This window comes from Streptomyces kurssanovii, assembly GCF_040677245.1.
Taxonomy (GTDB): Bacteria; Actinomycetota; Actinomycetes; order Streptomycetales; family Streptomycetaceae; genus Streptomyces; species Streptomyces kurssanovii.
Genome location: NZ_JBFAQK010000056.1, coordinates 20834 through 38885, shown reverse-complemented (window position 1 = coordinate 38885; position 18052 = coordinate 20834). Strand labels below are relative to the sequence as shown.

Genomic DNA, 18052 nt, shown 5'->3' with positions numbered 1-18052 from the left:
GCGTGGGCGGCCGGTTCGGTCGTGGGCGCGGTCATCATGGGGCTCCCGTGAGGTCGGCTGTGGTGGCGGCACCCGCACCGGGCCGCCGGGCGTCCAGTCGCTCCTGCCAGGACGTGCCGAGGACCTCGTCGACCGTCTCCGCCATGGCGAAGCACATGTAGTAGCGCTGCATGGGCGAGACGGTCAGCAGCGGCAGCTGCTCGTAGAAGAGGTTCGTCAGCAGACGGAACGCGGCGAACCACGGAGAGGGGTCGGCGACCGCTCCCGACGCGTCGACGGCCCGGTGGAAGTCGCTGTCCGGCTGCTTCCCCTGCGGTACGACGCGGGTCGCGCCGGGCGGGCCCATCTCCGTGCGGTCGACGCCCTCGGTGACGCCGTCGAGCAGTCCGAGCGTGAGGGTGCCCGCGGCCACGGCGCTCTCCAACGCGCCGGAGCTGTACGCGAACGCGGTGCGCCACTCCGCCGCAGCGGGTGAGACCTCACCGCTCAGGCGCTGCTCGACGACGGCCCGCAGCCGCGGCGCGTCCTCGGCGAGGCGCTGCGCGAACAGGGGCCTGACGTCCTTGGTCGGTGCGGCCCAGGCGAGGAAGGCCTCGACGTGGGAGCGCGGCGAGAACACCCCGTAGGCGGGGCCGAGGTAGTGGGTGTCGGCCAGCGCGGCGAACGCCTCGGCGAGGCGGACGGTGGCGGTGCCGGGTTCGTCCGCGATGCCGTCGATCATCCGCAGCAGCGGCTTGTTCAGCGCGCCGAGGACGACGGTACGGAAGCGGTCGAGCCGGGGTTCGCGCGAGGCGGTGTCGCCCGGGGCGACGGCTTCGACGGCGCCGTGCTCGCGCAGCGGAAGGTACGGCGGCTGGACCGCCTCGAGCCGGCCGAACTCACGCGCCTGCTCGAGATACGCCTCCTCGGTGAGGGCCCGCGGCGGATCGAGCGGTCCGGCGTCCAGCCGGCGGGCGACGTCGGTCCAGTCGGGACCGCCGCCGGGCAGGCCCGGCGCCGACAGGGCGAGGATGTCGACGTGGGGTCCGTGAAGCCAGCCGCGGCGCAGCTGGACACCGGCCGCTCCCTGCTCGCCCAGCGCTCGGGCGACCGGCACGACGTGCCGGGACAGCCACGCCGGTGTGACCGGCATCCGTGTGTGGAGCCGCACCCCCGTCAGGCCGGCGGAATCCGGCCTCACGGCAATGCGCTCCGGCGCATCAACCCCCATTTTTCGCACCTTCCGGGAAATCGAGAAATGACTCGAGAACGTCGAATCCAAATGTCGGCCCTGAATGCCTTGCGACAATCATGTGGGACGGAAAAGCGGCGAGGAAGGCAATGCGGGGCGGCCGCTTACATACGTCACCGCTTTCATGACACCCGCGCCGCCGGCGTGACAGTCGACCCGTGGCCGAAACCCGTCAGGCGGGCGCGGAGATCGCTGTACCCTCCGGCCATGACTACGGACACGGAGTGCCTGACACTCACGCAGAATCTGCGCCGCCGCGGGGCCATAGTTCTCGCGGTCTTTGCCCTGGTGTGGGCTTTTGCGGCCGGTTCCGGCATCGCCGCGATGCCTGTTTCCGTCACTGTCGGGGCGGTGGGCGCCGTACTGACCGCCGTGGCCGTGTTCCTGGCGTTCCGCGGGGCGGCGGGGCCGGCCCGCCGCATGGTGCGGCTGCCGGAGAAGTGGAACCGCGGGGTGGGCCTGGTGAACGCCCTCGAGGTGGTGGCCATTTTCGCGGTGATCGCCGCGTCGAACGCGACGGGCCACGCCGAGCTGATCCCGCCGGGGATCTGCCTCGTGGTGGGCCTGCACTTCTTTCCGCTCGCGCGCCTCTTCGACCAGTGGCAGTACAGGTGGACGGCGGTCCTGCTGACGGCCGTCGCGGTCGTCGGCGTCGTGGTCGCCGTGGCCGGCTCGACCGACGAGACGGTGCGCGTCGTGGTCGGGGCGGGCGCCGCGGTGGTGCTGTGGCTGTCGTCGTTCCATGTGGCGGTGCGCGGCTGAGATCCGGCCTCGGCGCCGCCGTCGACGCACAAAAGGATGTACCCATCCAGCTCCCGGCTGGATGGGCGCATCCTTTGGAACGTCCGATCAGGTACCTCGGATCAGCAGGCGGAGCAGGTCGAGGACGAGGACGACGAGGTGCCGATCGAGCCGCTGGACGCGCCCATCTCGGGGAGGGCCACACCCTGCGCGACCTCAAGGGTCTCCAGCTCGTCGACGTCGAAGCTCTCGAAGGCCTTCGCCGCGTCGTCGCCGTTGTTCTTGATGTCGTCGATGCTCATTGTCTGGATCCTTTCGGGATTCGGTTGAGGGGTACTCAGCAGGCGGAGCAGGTGGAGGACGAGGAGGACGAGGTGCCGATCGAGCCGCTGGACGCGCCCATCTCGGGGAGGGCCACACCCTGCGCGACCTCGAGGGTCTCGAGCTCGTCGACGTCGAAGCTCTCGAAGGCCTTGTCCGCGTCGTCGTTCTTGATGTCGTTGATGCTCATTTTGAATTCCTTTCCGAATTCTTCTGTGCAACCCGTCCGGCTGCACAACCAATAATGCTCAGCCGGCCGTCCCGAAGCCAGAGTTTCCGTGCCCGCGCTGACATTTATCACCGCACGAATAACTGCGGTCATGGCGGAACGGCAGCCACCGGAATACAAAAGTGCCGCTTCTCCCGGCCCGGAAGGGGCGGGAAAAGCGGCACTTTCGCAGGTCACGGCCGGCTCAGGTGTCCGTCTGCAGCGACCATTGGGGGTCGTTGAGCATCTGCCAGCCTTCCTCCGGTTCGCCGGCCACGGTGTCGTCCGGGCTGCGGCTGCCGAGCAGGAAGTCGCCCACGGACGACTCGCGCAGGTAGTCGAGGCCGAGCACCCGGGCGGACATGTCGGCGTCCCCGTTGCCCAGCCCGCACGGGGCGAGGCCCATCGCCGTCGCCACCAGGTACATGGTCTGGTAGAGCACACCGGTGTGCCGGAGGGTCGTCGCGTAGGCGATGGCCCGGTACTTCCACGACATGCGCTGGAAGCGCGCCGTCATGGTGATCAGTACGTCCGGCCGGGCCTCCATGCCGGTGGCCCTGGACGCGACATGGAACAGCGACTCGCGGTCGGCGGCCCCGTCGTTGACGAGGACGAGGCGGTGGGCGACGGGGTCGTAGTAGTAGATGCCCGCGTCGAGGCCCTCACAGCGGCGCACGGTGACGTACAGCTCCAGTTCGTAGCCCTGGCCGCCGCTCGGGTAGGGACGCGAGACCACTTCGTCGCGGCCGCTGCCCGCCTCCGGCGTGTAGTGGGCGCGGACCCGTGCCACGCGGTAGAGGAACTCGCCGAGCTGCCGGACGGTCAGCGGGCGTTCGCCGTAGGACCGGATGGAGCGGCGGGTCTCGATGGCGGCCGTCAGTGACGGGTCGCGGTCCGCGATGTCCTCGCGTGCCGGCCGGTGCAGCTCCACGGTGGGGCCGCCCGGCGCAGGCTTCACCGCGGGCTGGGGGTCGATCTCGTCCCGGTAGGGGTAGACGGCGCCGAACACGTCGTCGTAGCGGCCGGACCGGACGCGGGAATGGAACAGCAGGTCGTGGAAGTCCCACTGCCGCAGGGTCGGTTCCGTGTCGGAGGCGAACGCGCCGTCCGCGTCCGCCTGTTCGGCGAAGCCGGCGCCCACCAGGTGGCGGAGCACGTCCGTCGTCTCGTCCACCGAGAGGCCGCCCGCCTTCGCCAGGCTCCCGGCCGTGACCGGCTCCCCGAGCGCGGCCGCGATCTCCCGGGCGGCCGGGTCGGCCAGGACGGCCCGGAACTTCGCCAGGGGCGACTCGAGTACCAGGGCGCCGTCCCGTGAGCGCAGGAACGCGAACCGGGAGAGCCGTACCGGCAGCCCGGCGTCCACCTCCCCCGCCCGGTACTCGGCGTCCCGGGCGGTCGGTTCGAGTCTGATCAGTTCGCGGCGCCCGCCGGGGCCGCCGTGGGTGAGGACGCTGCGGGCGACGAGGTGGCCGACGCGGTCGAGGAACCGCTCCACCTGGACGCGTTCCGCGGGCAGCAGTCCATCGAGCAGTTCGTGAACGGGTGTCGGCCCCTGGCTCAGACGCCGCAGCGCACGGCGGATGCCGCCGCGCACCGGCCGCAGGGTGAAGGCGGTGACGGGGCTCGTCAGGGTCGCGGACTCGCCGTCGAAGGCGACGTGGACGTCGTGGCGGAACACGGGTGCGGCCCGGGGCGGCGACGGCGCCTCCCCGGTCTCCTGAGGTGAATTCGTCTGCATGGTGGTCTCCGCTTCGCGTGATGAGGACAGACGTCGGTCATCACTCTCGGGCCCGGACCGCCCGAAATCGCCGGCCGCGCGCAATTCCCGTGACACAGGGCGCCGACCGTCATGACACCCGTCATCACCTCCGCCGTGAAATCCGCCCGGAACCGCGCCGATTGCGCGCCGCACGGCGCGAATTCCGGCGTTGTGTTCCGGTGACCGAGGTCATGGAACGGGTGACACATGCCAGCGGACGAACCCGTTCGCTCGGAGTTCGGCACTTCCACGCGCATGCTCGGAACACGAATTCACCTCACATCACGGCCACTTCAGTAAGGAATCACCTCGTGCTCACTCGTCGTCATGCAATACGGCTCGGGCTCACCGCGGGCGCCTTCGGCGCCGTCGGCGCGGCGGGCGGGCTCTTCCAGACACTGGCCGCGGGGGGACCGGCGAACGCCGCCCCGGCGGGCACCGGGGCGTCGGCGGGGCCGGCGGTCACGCCGTTCACGGTGCCGCTGCCCGTGCCGAAGGTGCTGCGCCCGTACCGCAGGACGAGATCCGCCGACCACTACGCGGTGGCCATGAGCCGGACCTCTCTCGAGATCCTTCCCGGACAGCGCACCGAGGTCCTCACCTACAACGGGTCCTTCCCCGGGCCCACCATCCGGGCGCGCTCCGGGCGCACCGCGGTCGTCCGCCAGATGAACCTGCTCGACATGCCCACCTCGGTGCACCTCCACGGCGCGAACAACCCCGTGGAGAGCGACGGCGGCATGATGGACACGATCGCGCCGGGCCGTTCCAAGACGTACGTCTACGCCAACAGGCAGCCGGGCGCGACGCTGTGGACCCATGACCACGCCCACCACATGGAGTCGGAGCACGTCTACCGCGGCCTGTCCGGCCTGTACCTGCTCGGCGACGAGGAGGAGGACGCGCTCGGCCTTCCCTCGGGGCGCTACGAGGTGCCGCTGGTCCTGCGGGACGCGCACTTCGACGCGTCGGGCGCGATGGTGTACACGATGGACGACGCGGAGAACCGGACCACGATCCTCGTCAACGGCCGGCCGTGGCCGTACATGAAGGTCGAGGGACGCAAGTACCGCTTCCGGATGCTCAACTCGTCCAACCTGCGCATCTTCATCCTGGCGCTGTCGGACGGCAGCCAGGTGACGCAGATCGGCGCCGACGGCGGACTGCTCCCGGCGCCCGCGCCCACTCCCGTCCTGGTCCTTTCCCCCGGTGAGCGGGCCGACTTCGTCATCGACTTCTCCCGGTACGCGCCGGGCACGCAGCTGGAGCTCGCCAACATGCTGGGGCCCGGGCCGGCCGATCTCGTCGGCCGGATCATGCGCTTCGACGTGGGCGAGAGGACCCCCGACGACAGCCGGGTCCCGGACGTGCTGACGACCCTGCCGGCACTGCCGAAGCCCACGGTGGAGAGGACCTTCGAGCTCCAGATGGACGAGCCGGGCAGCGGCGGCCACCAGGCGTACATCAACGGCAGGACCTTCGACGCGAACCGCATCGACACCGAGATCAAGTGGGGCACCACGGAGGTCTGGACCGTCACCAACGCCAGTGTCACCGTGCCGCACAACTTCCATACGCACCTGGTCCAGTTCCGCATTCTCGAAAGGGACGGACAGCCGGTCTATCCGGCGGAGGCGGGACTGAAGGACACGGTGCTCCTTTTCCCCGGACAGACCGTCAAATTGCAGATGACCTTCGACACCCACCGGGGCGTCTATCCGTACCACTGCCACATGATCGACCACAGCGCCATGGGAATGATGGCGCAGATGAAGATCGTGTGACTTCTCCCGCAGACCGATCCGCTTGATTCTTCAGGCATTTCCGACGGGAAAGAAAGGAGGAACATGACCACCACCCGATCCGTGCCCTACGTCCGTGCCATTCTCGACGCACTCCGCGAGGACCCCGCCCGGGCGGTCGTCCACCGGCGCGACGGGACCGTCGCGGCGGCCGAACTGACCGACTCGATCCTCGGCACGACGACCCTGCTGTACGACCACGGAGTCGGAGCGGGCGACACCGTCGCCGTCCTGACCGGACCGAACCATCCGCTGATGCTCAGCGCCCGGTACGCCGTCCACCTCCTGGGCGCGACCTCCGTCTACGTACGGTCGATGAACCCGAGGACGGACACCGAGACGTTCTCGATCAGCACACAGACCGAGCTGCTGCGCGACCTCGGCGTGCCGCTCCTGCTGGTGGACGAGGAGAGCGCCGAGCGGGGGCGCTGGCTGTCCAACCGCCTGCCGGGGCTGACCGTACTGCCGATCCCGCGGGGCGCCCCCGCACACGCCGTGCCGCTCGACCGGCTACGGGAGGGCCGGCCGGACGCCCTGGCGGTCGTCGACTTCACCAGCGGCAGCTCCGGCCGCCCCAAGATGGTGGCGCAGCGCTTCGGCACCCGTGACGAGCTCGTCAGCCGCCTCGCACATGGCCTCGATCCCCGGGGACCCGCGACGCTGCTGTCGGTCACGCCCATCAGCCACACGACGGCGCCGATGGCCGACGCCGTCCTGCTCAGCGGCGGGACGGTGGTGCTGCACGACGGGTTCGACGCCGGCGACGTGCTGCGCGCCTTCGCCGAACAGCGGGTCACGGACGTCTATCTGGCCGTCCCGCACCTGTACCGGCTGCTCGACCATCCGGACGTCGCGACGACCGACCTGTCGTCGCTGCGCCGCATCACCTACAGCGGCACACCGGCGGCGCCGGGCCGTGTGGCGCGGGCGGTGCAGCTCTTCGGCGACGTACTGATCCAGGTGTACGGCACCACGGAGGCCGGCGGCATCAGCAGCCTCAACCCGCTGGACCACCGCGAACCGGAGCTGCTCGGGTCCGTCGGCCGCCCGTTCCCCTGGGTGCGCGTGGAGATACGCGCCCCGGGCGGGGGCCCGGTGGTCGAGCGCGGTGTCACGGGCGAGATCTGGGTGAACTCGCCCACGGTCACGGCCGGTTACCTCGACGACGAGGAGCTCACCGGCACGGCGCTCAAGGACGGCTGGCTGCTGACCGGCGACCTCGGGCACTGGGACCGGTACGGCTACCTCCGACTCGACGGCCGTGTCGGGGACGTCATCAAGCACGGCGGTCTCAAGCTCGATCCGGCCGCCATCGAACGAGCGCTGCTCAAGCATCCGCAGGTACGCCAGGCCACGGTCTTCGGCGTACGCGACCGGGACTACGTGGAGCAGGTGCACGCCGCCGTCGAACTGCACTCCGGCGCCTCACGGACCTCGAGCGACCTGCGGGGGTACGTCGCCGCGACGCTCACGCCGGAGCACGCGCCGGTCCGGGTCTCCGTGTGGCCCCGGCTCCCGCTCACGCCCTCGGGAAAACCCGACCGCACGTACCTGCGCTCGGTCACGGCACCGCCGGACGAGACCCGTCCGCCCGCCGCCCCGGGGCCGGCGCCCCGCCCGGCGCACGACATCCGGACGCCCGTGCACGCCCACCGGCGCGGCGCGGTGCCCGGCACGAGCCCCCCGCGCGAAGCCACCGCGCGGGCCGATCCCGTCCGCGCAGGCGGCGCGGGGTCCTTGCCCGATCACGCAATCCCGCGAAGCAGAAAGGGCGTCACATGACCTCATACGGCCACTTCGCCCGGTCGCTGCGGCTGCGGCGGCTCTACCGCCACAGCACGGCCGGCCTGATGATCACCCCTCTCGACCATTCGATCAGTGACGGTCCCGTGGTGCCCAAGGGCACGACGCTCGACCACCTCGCCGGCCGGCTCGCGGCCGGCGGTTCGGACGCCGTCGTCGTGCACAAGGGCAGTGTGCGGCACATCTCTCCGGAGCGGTTCGCCGCCATGTCGCTGATCATCCATCTGAACGCGAGCACCAGCCGGGCGCTCGACCCGAACGCCAAGTACGTGGTGGCCGGGGTCGAGGAGGCGCTCCGCCTCGGCGCGGACGCGGTGAGCGTCCACGTCAACCTCGGCTCCGACGACGAGCGGGAGCAGATCGGCGATCTGGGCAGGATCGCCGACGCCTGCGACCGCTGGAACCTGCCGCTGCTCGCCATGGTGTACCCGCGCGGGCCGCGGATCACCGATCCCCGGGACCCGGAGATGGTCGCGCATGCCGTGACGATCGCCGCCGATCTGGGGGCCGACCTGGTCAAGACCGTGTTCCTGGGATCGACCGCGGAGATGCTCGACCTCACCGCGGCCTGTCCCGTCCCGGTCCTCGTCGCCGGGGGCCCCGCCCTCGACAAGGAGGAGGACGTGCTCGCGTACGTTCGCGACGCGCTGGCCGGCGGCGCGGGCGGAGTCGCCATGGGCCGCAACATCTTCCAGGCCGCCGACCCGCGGCGGCTGGCGGCGAAGGTGGCCCGGCTGGTCCACCACTTCCCGGAACAGCACTTCGGTGCGGGCCCGTTCGCCGGCGGCGACGCACGGCTCGACGGTGAGCGCCTCACCCCGCACCACCTGGACGACACGCACCTCGACAACCCGCACCTCGACAATCCACGCCTCGACAATCCACGCCTCGACGACACACGTCTCGACGACCTGACAGGAGGTCCGCATCATGACGGACGCCAAACTGTGCTGGCTTGACATCCGCGACGCCGGCTCCGCCACCGCCGCCATCCTGGAGGAGGCGGTCCATCAGCGCATCGACGGCATCGTCGCCGCCGACCCCGCCGTCTTCACCGGTCTGCCGCCGACCGTCCGCAAGATCCTGCTCTACCCGGACGGGAACGTGCCGGACGACATCGGCGGCGCCGACCTGGTGATCGTGCCCGGTGGCAAGGACCTGCGCGCCCCGCTCGCCGAGGCGCACCCGGACGTGGAGTTCGGCCGCTACGTCGAGATCGTCGACGCCGACACCCTCGAGGACGCCTGCCTGGCCGCCCGCCTGGAGGCATGGAGCGTCCTCGACTTCCGCGACCCCACGAAGATCCCGCTGGAGATCGTGATCGCGGCCGCCACCGGCTCGCCGGGGTCGATCGTCACGACAGCCGCCAACCGGGAGGAGGCCGAGATCGTCTACGGCGTCCTCGAACTGGGCTCGGACGGTGTGCTGATGCCGGGCCGCACCGTCGGCGACGCGACCGCGCTGCGTACGGCCGCGACGTCCCGCACCGGTGAGATCCCGCTGGTCGAGCTGACCGTGACCGCGGCGACCCACATCGGCATGGGCGAGCGTGCCTGTGTCGACACGACCACCCACTTCCGCAAGGACGAGGGCATTCTGGTGGGCTCGCACTCCAAGGGCATGGTGCTGTGCGTCAGCGAGACCCATCCGCTGCCGTACATGCCCACCCGGCCCTTCCGGGTCAACGCGGGCGCCCTGCACTCCTACACCGTGGCGCAGAACGGCCGCACCCACTATCTGAGCGAACTGCACGCCGGCAGCTCGGTCCTGGCCGTGGACGTCAAGGGCCGCACCCGGCCGGTCAGCGTCGGCCGGGTCAAGATAGAGACCCGTCCGCTGATCTCCATCGACGCGGTCGCCCCCAACGGGCAGAGTGTCAACCTGATCCTCCAGGACGACTGGCACGTACGCGTCCTGGGCCCCGGAGCCTCCGTCCTCAACAGCACCGAACTGAAGCCGGGGGACACGATCCTGGGCCACCTGCCGACGGCCGACCGTCATGTGGGCTACCCGATCAACGAGTTCTGCCTGGAGAAGTAGCAGCGTCCGCACCACATCGACGCACCGTCCGAAGACGCCCCGCCCCGGCACCCCTTGTGCCGGGGCCGGCGCGCGTCCGGCCCCGCGCCGTCCCGCCCCGTCCCGCACCGCCCCGTGCCGTGCCGCCTTCACAGCCAGCCGTGTTCGCTCGCGATGCGCGCGGCATCGAAACGGTTGCGGCCGCCGAGCTTCTTGATGGCCGCGGAGGTCAGGTTGCGTACGGTTCCTGCGGCGAGATACAGCTCGCCCGCGATCTCCTTCACGCTGGCGCCCCCGGCGGTCAGCCGCAGGACGTCCATCTCCCGGACGCTGAGCGCGGTCTCCCCGGCGACGGACGGGCGCAGCAGCGCGGGGTCCACCGTCAGACACCCGCCCGCGACCCCCATGAGCGTGGTCACCAGCTGCGGCAGCCGCGCGTTCTTCGGCACGACCCCCAGGGCTCCGGCCGCCACGGCCCGGTCCACCACCGCGGGTGTGGCCGCGCCGACCATCAGAGCGACCCCGCACCACGGGTGCGCGGAGCGCACATCGGTGGCTGCCCGCAGTGCCTTGCCGCCCATGGTGCTCTCCCCGAGGAGCAGCACGGTCGGCCGGTGCCGTTCGACGGCGGGCATGACGGCCTCGTAACTGGTGGCGAGTCCGACGACGTCCAGCCCGTCGGTGCCGTTGAGCGTTTCCGCGAACGCTTCCAGGACGAGCTGGTGATCGCCGGCGACGACGACGCGAATGGACATGTCCTACCCCCGTGACGATGTGATGGATGTTCAGGCGGACCGTCTGCGGTCCGGGGTGCGGGTCAGAACCGCTACGAGCCGTTCGACCGCCGAACGGGCCGGCTCGTCGTCGCACCGGGTGGCCGACGTGGCGGCTCGAGGGCCCGGGTCGACCTCGATGTGCGGTGCGCCCTCGGGCAGCGCCCGGGCCACGGCCGCCGACACGGCGTGGAAGGTCTCCACGAGCCGGTCGGTCGCGCCGCACCTCGGGACGACGACGATCGAGGCACTGACGGGCCCGAGGTCCGCGGAGATCTGGCCGGGCAGCCCGGCAACCGCGTCGGTGTCCTCGGCGTCCACCTGGTAGGGCAGTGCCACGTGTCCGATGCCGGCGAGCTCCTTGCAGAGAAAGGCGGCGTTGGTGGCCGCGTCGTCACCGCGCCCCGGATGCCCGGCCCCGACCACGGCGACCGCCGCACCCGCGGCGCAGAGCCGTGCGGTGATGGCCCTCCCGATGCCCGTGGTGGCGTCGACGACCAGAACGACGCAGCCGTCGAGCGGCGCGGACGCGTAGGACGCTGCGATGGACACGGCCGGCTCCTTCGGGAGTTCGCGACAGACTTGGGACGGTCCTGATTCCTGCCGCCCTGTCAAGAAGATCGATCAGCGGGTAACGTGCGGAAAGCGTGCAGAGGGTGAAAGGAACTCACTGTCGGCGGATGTGTGCGGGTCGGCCGAAGGGCGTTCCGAGGGGCCCTGAACACGTGGATGAATAAACGTTCAACCGTGGTCAAGGGGGAAACACCACGTGGATGAAGTTTCGTCATTGGATCAAGAGACCCTCGCGGTCTACCGCGCGATCCTGTTCCACAAGGAATACGACCCGAAACGGCTCGCGGACCTGGTGGACAGCACATCCGAGGAAGTCGAGGCGGCACTCGACCGGCTGTCCCAACTCTCCCTCCTCGCGCCCTCCCAAGTCGCTCCCGGCCAACTGCGGGCGGTGAACCCGTCGCTCGGCCTGAAGGTCCTGCTCCAGCGGGAAGAACGTGAACTGGCCTGGCGCCAGCAGCGGATCGAACAGAACCGTGCCGCCCTAGCCGCGCTCGCCGCCGAATACACCGCCTCCGGCTGGGCCGGAAACCTCGACGGCACGGAGCATCTCGACAACGTCGACGACATCCGGATCCGCCTCGAGGCCCTCGCCGAGTCCTGCACGCGGGAGTCTCTCGCGTTCCACCCCGACAACACCCTCACCGAGGGATCGGTCGAGGCGGGCCGGCCCCTCAACGAGCGGGCGCTCGCACGCGGTGTGCGCTTCCGCTCCATCTATCTGGACAGCGTCGCCAACGACCGCGTCACCAAGGCGCACGCCCAGTGGATGGCGGAGCGGCAGAGCGAGATACGGACCTCGCCGACCCTGCCGATGCGGCTGCTCATCGTCGACACGTCGGCCGCGATCGTCGCCGGCCTCCCCGGCCAGGCCCAGCCTTCGGCACTGCTGTTCAGCAGTCCCCCGGTGGTCCTCGCCATGCGGGCGCTGTTCGAGGCGTACTGGGAGCACGCGAGCCCCATGGACGCCCCGGTCTCCCGGGCCGGCGGACTGACCCCGCAGGAGCGCAAGTTGCTCCAGCTGCTCGCCACCGGACTCACCGACGAGGCCGTGGCGAGGGCACTGGGCATCGGGGTGCGCACCGAGCGGCGCATCGTGGCCGAACTCATGGAACGGCTCGGGGCGTCCAGCCGCTTCGAGGCCGGCGTGCAGGCCACCCGGCGGGAGTGGATCTGACGCCGGTCCCTGCGGGCCGCCGGCACGGTGCCCGCGACGGTCCTCGCGGAACCGGGGGTCCTCATCGTCGTCATCGCTGTCGTCATCGTCGGCTCCGGTGCGGTTACGGCCAGACGAAGTCGTCGGGCGCGCCCGGCCGCCCCGGGAGACCGGGAAGCGAGGGCAGGGAGGGCCACACGATGTCGTCCGGCAGGTCCGGCGGCGTCGGCCAGACGAAGTCGTCCGTGGAGGCCGGCGCCGTCCGCGGCGCCTCGGCCGCCTGCGCCGGGGAGGCCAGCAGGATGCCGCCCAGGAACGCGGCGGCGACGGCGGATGCGGCGGCGGTACAACGGGTGGCACGGGACATGGAGGGTCTCCATTCGTGAGTACGGGTGCGGCGTACGTTCCGTTCCGGTGTCCTGTGGCGGCCGGTCCGTTGCTGCCGTCCGGCGCCTGACATGAGGTAATCACCGGGAGGGGCCGGCTGTCCGTATTCAGCCAGGCCAGGAAGCTGCACGGCAGGGAGTTGCCTGGCGCCGCCGGGCGCGCGCGCCGGATCGCGGGGCGCGCCCCGCGCGCCTCTCGTACTCCTGTGACCTGCGCCTTTCGGCCGCACGGCCCTGGTACTCGGTCCGTCGGCGGCGTGTTCGCGCCGCACCCCGTCGACATCGGCGCGGACACATCAACGCGCCATCGTCCGCCGGAGCCGTCGCCTCCACGATGGCACACGGCCCCTCGGGAGCCGCTCGAGAGCCACTCGAGCCGCCTCCGGACAGCCGCGACCGCGGTTCCGGGCGCGGCCGGTCGCTTCCCTCCCAGCCCGGTCGCCCCCGCCGGCGCCCCGGCTCCGGACCGCGGCCGGACGCTGCCCGTCCGAGGCCGGACGCACCCGCCGGTGCCACGGTTCCGGGGCGGGCCCGGTCGCTGCCCGACCGAGGCCGGCCGCACCCCGCCGGTGCCACGGTTCCGGGGCGGGCCCGGTCGCTGCCCGACCGAGGCCGGCCGCACCCGCCGGTGCCACGGTTCCGGGCCGAGGCCGGTCGCACCCCGCCGGTGCCGCGGTTCCGGGCCGAGGCCGGACGCTCCCCGCCGGTGCCGCCCGCGCCGGCCTCCCGGTGGCACGCGGGCGCCCCGTGCCGCGCGGCGCTCTCACCTCACCGGCGGACGCCAGGTAGGCGGCTGGACGACGAGCCGGCCAGTGCGAACGCCGATGCGGCACGCGCGGACGGGTTCGCCGTCCTGTGCCGCACGCGCGGACGGCACGCACGGGGCGGCACGAGCCGACGGGCACGTGCGGGGCGGGCACGTAGGGGGCGGCCCGTGCGGGCGGACCCGTGCGGGCGGGCACGTCGTCCCATGCGGCGCACGCGCGCAGTTCCGGGCACGCCACAGGCCGGTGCCCGGGACGCCGTAGGGCGTCCCGGGCACCGGCCCGTCAGGTGGAGGCGGCCGATCAGCCGCCGCTCGGGTCCCGTCAGTAGGGGCCGTTCACGTTGTCGATCGAGCCGTACCGGTCGGCGGCGTAGTTGCACGCGGCGGTGATGTTGGCGACCGGGTCGTACAGGTCGAAGGACGTGCCCTCGACGTGGTAGGCGTCGAAGGTGGGCTGGATGACCTGGAGCAGACCCTTGGAGGGCGTGCCGTTGATGGCGTTGATGTCCCAGTTGTTGATGGCCAGCGGGTTGCCGGAGGACTCACGCATGATGTTGCGGTGGATGCCTTCGTAGCTTCCCGGGATGCCGTGCCGGCCCATGATGTCCAGCGACTCGCGGATCCAGCCGTCGAGGTTGTTCGCGTAGGCCGGCTTCGCGGGGGCAGCGGCGGCCTTCGCCGCCGGGGCGCTCTTGCGCTCGGAACGGTCCGCGCGGGCGGTGTCGGCGGCGCGCTCGGAGGTCTCCGCCTCTTCCGCGGCCTTCGGGGCGGCCTTCGCCTTGGCCTGCGGCTTCGCCTTCGGCTCGGCCTCGGCCTTGGCCTTGGCCTTGGCGCCGATCGTCAGCTCGAGCCCGGGGTGAATCAGCGCCGGGTCCGCTCCGACGGCCTTCCGGTTGTCCTTGTAGAGCTGCTTCCAGCCGCCGTTCAGGGAATGCTCTTCGGCGATCTTGTAAAGCGAGTCACCGGCGACCACGGAATACGTGACGGTGCCGGCCTTCTGCGCGACGGCCTGCGCGGCCGCGGCGACGGTCGTGGCGGGGGCCACAGCCCGCTCCGCCGCGACGGGGGCCGCCACGGGTGCCGCCTGAGCAGCGGTGCCGCCGATGAGCGGCAGGGCGAGCGCGGCGCCGCCCGTGCCGGCTGCGACGAGTCCGCGGGTCAGTGAACGGGACTTGGGACGACGGTGCTTACCCTTTGCGGGCATGGCGAATTCCTCTCCGTCGCCTGCGAGGTGAGCTGTCGGGTTCGGGCTGGAGATGCCCGGCCGCAGGTGAATGCGGCTTAACCCCGAGCCGTTCCGGATTCCGGTTCGGCGACTTACCTGGTTCCCCCGCTCCTGCCGTACGTGAAGTGAGTGCGGTTGCGGTTTCCGGACGGCGGCAGGATTCGGCGGTCCACCCGGATTGACGGTGACCGTAAGCGAGAGCGTCCCCGCGAAACAAGTGCCGAATTCCACACCACAATCCGAATGGGGCCTCCATGGGCGGATTTTCAATTTGTCAGTTCCGCGTCAAGGAACTCAAAGCCCTTCGCGGGAAAGGGAAGTACCGCTTCCGGGATCTTCGCCCCGGCCGTCGGCCGGGTGACCGACATCACGGGCTCTCCGTGCAACCGTCCGGACCGCCATAGCGTCGCAAGAACGCCAACTCGCAACAACAAGACTCAATTGGACTTAACGAGTAAGACGGTAAAACAAGCCATATTGGACATCAGGCGTCGAACGCGCCCTCCGGCGAGGCCGATCGGTCACGGGTTCCTGGCCGGCACGCCCGCCGGCCAGGAACCGGACCTCATCTCCTCAGCTCCCTGTGGTGCAGGTCTCACCACCCGAGGCGAACGCCGCCGGTGCGGTGTTGCGGCCCGACCAGCTGCCGGTGAATCCGAACGACACCGACGCGCCGGCGGCCACCTTGCCGTTCCAGGAGACGTTCTCGGCCGTCACCTCGGCGCCGCTCTGCCGAGGGGCGGCGTTCCACATCTGACCGACCTTCTGCCCGTCGGGGAAGCTCCAGCGCAGCTGCCAGCCGTCCAGGGCGGCGCTGCCCGTGTTGGTCAGCGTCACATCGGCCTGGAAGCCGCCGGACCACTGGTTGGTGATCTTGTAGGTGACCGAGCATCCCGCGCCCCCGGGCGGGTCCGGGTCGGGGTCGGGCCCGGGATCGGTACCGCCACCGTCCGACGACTCGCCGTACTGGATGCCGCGCCCGTTGGTCGACACGTACACCCGCCCGTAGACCCGCGGGTCGCCGGTGATCGAGGCGCCGGTCCAGCCCCACTGGTGCGCGTCGTCGTTGATCCGCGTCCAGTCGGCGCCGCCGTTCGTGGACCGGAAGATGCCGCGCACCCCGCCGATCTTCGCGCTGACGAAGACCGTCTGGTACGAGGCGCCGGGAGCCGCCTTGCCGAAGCCCACGGCGTCCGCCTGCTCGACCCCCTCGACCCTCCGGAAGGTCGCGCCCGAGTCGGTCGAGTGCCACAGCCCGTAGGTCCCCGAGGCCGTGCCGCCCGCGAGCCATACGTCGCCCTCCAGGCCGGGCACGGCCTTGAAGCGGACGTTGCCCTCCTGCGGCAGACCGCTCGACGCCCTGGCGGTGAACGTGGCGCCGCCGTCCTGCGACACGTAGAAGGTGCCGGCCTTGTACCCGTAGAACTTCTTCGGGTTCCGGCGGTCCGACTCGACCGTCGCGCCGGCGGGGATCCCCGTGGACGGCTTCCACGAGTTGCCGTACCCGGTGGTGTGGTGCACTCCGGTGCCGTCCGGGCTCCAGACGAAGCCGCTGCCGTCCGCGGCGGCGGCGACCGTGCCTCCGCCCGTCACGCCCGAAGGCTGGGAGGCCTGGAACCAGTTGGCCCCGTTGTCCGTGGAGAAGCCGATGTGCGGGGCGGCGTCGGCGTTGCCGACCCGTACGACCGTGGCCGGCGCCGCCTCCGCGAAGTCCAGGCTCGTGGTCGACGAGAGGTTCGGCGAGGTGAACATCAGAGGCGGCACGGCGTCGAGGTCGGTGTGCCGGAAGCCGCCGATGTCACCGAGGGCGCTCAGCAGCGGCGCACCCGACGGCGGGCTCACCAGGTCGTTGACGGCCGTCTCCTCGAGCCCCTTCACCATGGGCGTGATGGTGATCCGGCCGCCGGAGTCCCAGGTCCGCAGATTCTCGGTGCCGTAGACGGTGGCTCCCGTGCCGTACATCATCCGGTCCGAGTCGAACGGGTCGATCTCCAGCGCCTCCGTCATCCAGCCCAGCTTGGGCGTGACCTCGGGAGGGGACGGGTTCGCGCCCCAGGAGAGCCAGGGCACGGACGAGACGTCCTGCGTGTAGCGGAAGGAGCGGTCGGGGTAACTGGTGTAGTCCCACGCCCTGGTCCAGGTCTCACCGCTGTCCGTGGAACGGAAGATCTGCGTGTCGGGCCACCAGGAGCTGTAGGCCGTGGCCATCAGGGTGCCGGGCCGCTGCCGGTCCACGCTCAGCCCGCTGAAGCCGGAGTAGGTGTCGGCCTCGGCGGTCGGGCTGGTGTCCTTCCACTCGCCGGTCGCCGTGTCGTAGCGCGCGATACGGCCCTTGGCCCCGTCGTACGGGCCGCCGGTGTCGCTGAGGGTCAGATGGAGATGGCCGGTCGCGGAGTCGAGGACGCCCTTGTGGGCCAGATAGCCCGTGGGCTGTCCGGCGATCCGTGACCAGGTGGCACCGCCGTCCGTCGAGCGGTAGACGGTGTTCTCCTTGTCGGCGACCCCGACGTAGATGTCCTGTGTGGCACTGCCCGCCCTGCCGGAGCGCTCGTCGAAGGTCACCCATACGACGCCCTGGTTGTCGTTCGCGTAGCCGCTGGTGTCGGTCGGATCCTGGGCGTAGTTGCCGGGGTTCGGGAAGGCGGTCACCTTCGACCAGGTCACCCCCCGAGTCGGTGGACCGCCAGAGCCCGTGGCCGCTGGGGGCCCCGAGATAGAGCACGGAGTTCTTGTTGGGGTCCACCGCGAGCCGCTCGCCCATGCCGCGACCGGGCATGTTGCCGCCGAGCTTGAAGGGCAGGGTGGTGGCCTGCCAGCTGGCGCCCCGGTCGGAGGAACGCAGGACGGCGCCGTTGGTGGGGTCCCAGCTGTTGGTGTACGTGCCCACCGCGGCGTACACCTTGTCCGGGTCCACCGTGTCGGAGGCGAGGCTCACGACCCCGGTCCAGCCCCATCGGTCCCAGTCGACCCAGTCGAGCAGGGGGGTCCACTCCTTGCCCGCCTCGTTCCAGCGGTAGGCGCCGCCGATGTCGGTGCGGGCGTACGCGAGGTCCTTCTCGGAGCGGTTGAAGACGATGCCCGGCACGAAGCCGCCGCCGTCGATGCGCACGTTCTTCCAGGTGTAGGTGTCCGCGGCCGTCGACACATCGGATGGTTCGGCGGCGGGGGCGGCTTCGCCCGAGCGTGCCGCGGCCGGGCTGCCTGCGGTGAACAGCCCGGCGGTCAGGGCGAACGCCGCCAGTAAGGCGGCGAGTGGTCTGGCGCTTCTGCGCACGGAAACGTCCTCTCC

Annotated in this window: 14 protein-coding genes, 1 pseudogene and 1 riboswitch; of the genes and pseudogenes, 6 read left to right on the top strand and 9 right to left on the bottom strand. The window is 71.1% G+C overall.

Features of this window, described 5'->3' with window-relative positions; translation table 11 throughout:
• Window positions 1-34: 34 nt before the first annotated feature.
• The gene (locus AB0K36_RS28175) at window positions 35-1210 is read right to left on the bottom strand and encodes a hypothetical protein (protein WP_364599711.1); all 1176 of its coding nucleotides are present in this window, start codon (window positions 1208-1210) and stop codon (window positions 35-37) included.
• 228 nt (window positions 1211-1438) lie between these two features.
• Between AB0K36_RS28175 and AB0K36_RS28170 the strand changes: the two genes are divergently transcribed.
• Window positions 1439-1993 (top strand): hypothetical protein, encoded by a 555-nt coding sequence (locus AB0K36_RS28170; RefSeq protein WP_364599709.1) that lies wholly within the window; start codon window positions 1439-1441, stop codon window positions 1991-1993.
• Window positions 1994-2094: 101 nt separating this feature from the next.
• Here the strand turns inward: AB0K36_RS28170 and AB0K36_RS28165 are convergent, their stop codons facing one another.
• The 3 genes from AB0K36_RS28165 to AB0K36_RS28155 all read right to left on the bottom strand — a co-directional run bounded on the left by AB0K36_RS28165 (window position 2095) and on the right by AB0K36_RS28155 (window position 4239).
• The gene (locus AB0K36_RS28165) at window positions 2095-2274 is read right to left on the bottom strand and encodes a thiazolylpeptide-type bacteriocin (RefSeq protein WP_005310732.1); all 180 of its coding nucleotides are present in this window, start codon (window positions 2272-2274) and stop codon (window positions 2095-2097) included.
• 35 nt (window positions 2275-2309) lie between these two features.
• The gene (locus tag AB0K36_RS28160) at window positions 2310-2483 is read right to left on the bottom strand and encodes a thiazolylpeptide-type bacteriocin (protein WP_078535228.1); all 174 of its coding nucleotides are present in this window, start codon (window positions 2481-2483) and stop codon (window positions 2310-2312) included.
• A gap of 223 nt (window positions 2484-2706) precedes the next feature.
• Entirely contained in the window at window positions 2707-4239 is a 1533-nt protein-coding gene (locus tag AB0K36_RS28155) for a SagB/ThcOx family dehydrogenase (RefSeq protein WP_364599707.1), read from the bottom strand.
• 332 nt (window positions 4240-4571) lie between these two features.
• Between AB0K36_RS28155 and AB0K36_RS28150 the strand changes: the two genes are divergently transcribed.
• The 4 genes from AB0K36_RS28150 to AB0K36_RS28135 all read left to right on the top strand — a co-directional run bounded on the left by AB0K36_RS28150 (window position 4572) and on the right by AB0K36_RS28135 (window position 9905).
• Window positions 4572-6044, top strand: a complete 1473-nt coding sequence (locus AB0K36_RS28150; protein WP_364599705.1) for a multicopper oxidase family protein — start codon at window positions 4572-4574, stop codon at window positions 6042-6044.
• A gap of 63 nt (window positions 6045-6107) precedes the next feature.
• Window positions 6108-7844 carry a class I adenylate-forming enzyme family protein gene (locus AB0K36_RS28145; RefSeq protein ID WP_364599703.1) on the top strand — a complete coding sequence of 579 codons (1737 nt, stop codon included), beginning with the start codon at window positions 6108-6110 and terminating at the stop codon, window positions 7842-7844.
• Complete coding sequence (locus AB0K36_RS28140) at window positions 7841-8824, top strand: 2-amino-3,7-dideoxy-D-threo-hept-6-ulosonate synthase (RefSeq protein WP_364599701.1); 984 nt, start codon at window positions 7841-7843, stop codon at window positions 8822-8824. The genes AB0K36_RS28145 and AB0K36_RS28140 overlap by 4 nt, the downstream gene beginning before the upstream one ends.
• Window positions 8796-9905, top strand: coding sequence for a 3-dehydroquinate synthase II family protein (locus tag AB0K36_RS28135; protein WP_364599699.1), 1110 nt, complete (start codon window positions 8796-8798; stop codon window positions 9903-9905). Before AB0K36_RS28140 ends, AB0K36_RS28135 begins: the two co-directional genes overlap by 29 nt.
• A 128-nt stretch (window positions 9906-10033) precedes the next feature.
• Here AB0K36_RS28135 and AB0K36_RS28130 read toward each other — a convergent pair whose 3' ends face one another.
• Window positions 10034-10639, bottom strand: a complete 606-nt coding sequence (locus AB0K36_RS28130; protein ID WP_364599697.1) for a response regulator transcription factor — start codon at window positions 10637-10639, stop codon at window positions 10034-10036.
• 30 nt (window positions 10640-10669) lie between these two features.
• Window positions 10670-11209 (bottom strand): SDR family NAD(P)-dependent oxidoreductase, encoded by a 540-nt coding sequence (locus AB0K36_RS28125; RefSeq protein ID WP_364599696.1) that lies wholly within the window; start codon window positions 11207-11209, stop codon window positions 10670-10672.
• 235 nt (window positions 11210-11444) lie between these two features.
• Between AB0K36_RS28125 and AB0K36_RS28120 the strand changes: the two genes are divergently transcribed.
• Complete coding sequence (locus AB0K36_RS28120; protein WP_364599694.1) at window positions 11445-12407, top strand: helix-turn-helix transcriptional regulator; 963 nt, start codon at window positions 11445-11447, stop codon at window positions 12405-12407.
• Between the two features lie 103 nt (window positions 12408-12510).
• Here the strand turns inward: AB0K36_RS28120 and AB0K36_RS28115 are convergent, their stop codons facing one another.
• The 3 genes and pseudogenes from AB0K36_RS28115 to AB0K36_RS28105 form a co-directional block, all read right to left on the bottom strand.
• Entirely contained in the window at window positions 12511-12753 is a 243-nt protein-coding gene (locus AB0K36_RS28115; RefSeq protein ID WP_364599692.1) for a hypothetical protein, read from the bottom strand.
• Between the two features lie 1107 nt (window positions 12754-13860).
• Window positions 13861-14742: a LysM peptidoglycan-binding domain-containing protein gene (locus tag AB0K36_RS28110; protein ID WP_364599690.1), complete on the bottom strand. Its 882-nt coding sequence runs from the start codon at window positions 14740-14742 to the stop codon at window positions 13861-13863.
• Window positions 14743-14744: 2 nt separating this feature from the next.
• Window positions 14745-14905, bottom strand: a riboswitch (cyclic di-AMP (ydaO/yuaA leader).
• Between the two features lie 431 nt (window positions 14906-15336).
• Window positions 15337-18037 (bottom strand): annotated as a pseudogene (locus AB0K36_RS28105) (cellulose binding domain-containing protein).
• Window positions 18038-18052: the final 15 nt, after the last annotated feature.

Bases quoted from the DNA above. Each gene is read 5' to 3' on its own strand.
- AB0K36_RS28130 (WP_364599697.1), bottom strand. From the start codon at position 10,639: ATGTCCATTCGCGTCGTCGTCGCCGGCGATCACCAGCTCGTCCTGGAA.
- AB0K36_RS28170 (WP_364599709.1), top strand. From the start codon at position 1,439: ATGACTACGGACACGGAGTGCCTGACACTCACGCAGAATCTGCGCCGC.
- AB0K36_RS28145 (WP_364599703.1), top strand. From the start codon at position 6,108: ATGACCACCACCCGATCCGTGCCCTACGTCCGTGCCATTCTCGACGCA.
- AB0K36_RS28175 (WP_364599711.1), bottom strand. From the start codon at position 1,210: ATGGGGGTTGATGCGCCGGAGCGCATTGCCGTGAGGCCGGATTCCGCC.
- AB0K36_RS28115 (WP_364599692.1), bottom strand. From the start codon at position 12,753: ATGTCCCGTGCCACCCGTTGTACCGCCGCCGCATCCGCCGTCGCCGCC.
- AB0K36_RS28155 (WP_364599707.1), bottom strand. From the start codon at position 4,239: ATGCAGACGAATTCACCTCAGGAGACCGGGGAGGCGCCGTCGCCGCCC.
- AB0K36_RS28135 (WP_364599699.1), top strand. From the start codon at position 8,796: ATGACGGACGCCAAACTGTGCTGGCTTGACATCCGCGACGCCGGCTCC.
- AB0K36_RS28165 (WP_005310732.1), bottom strand. From the start codon at position 2,274: ATGAGCATCGACGACATCAAGAACAACGGCGACGACGCGGCGAAGGCC.
- AB0K36_RS28140 (WP_364599701.1), top strand. From the start codon at position 7,841: ATGACCTCATACGGCCACTTCGCCCGGTCGCTGCGGCTGCGGCGGCTC.
- AB0K36_RS28110 (WP_364599690.1), bottom strand. From the start codon at position 14,742: ATGCCCGCAAAGGGTAAGCACCGTCGTCCCAAGTCCCGTTCACTGACC.
- AB0K36_RS28160 (WP_078535228.1), bottom strand. From the start codon at position 2,483: ATGAGCATCAACGACATCAAGAACGACGACGCGGACAAGGCCTTCGAG.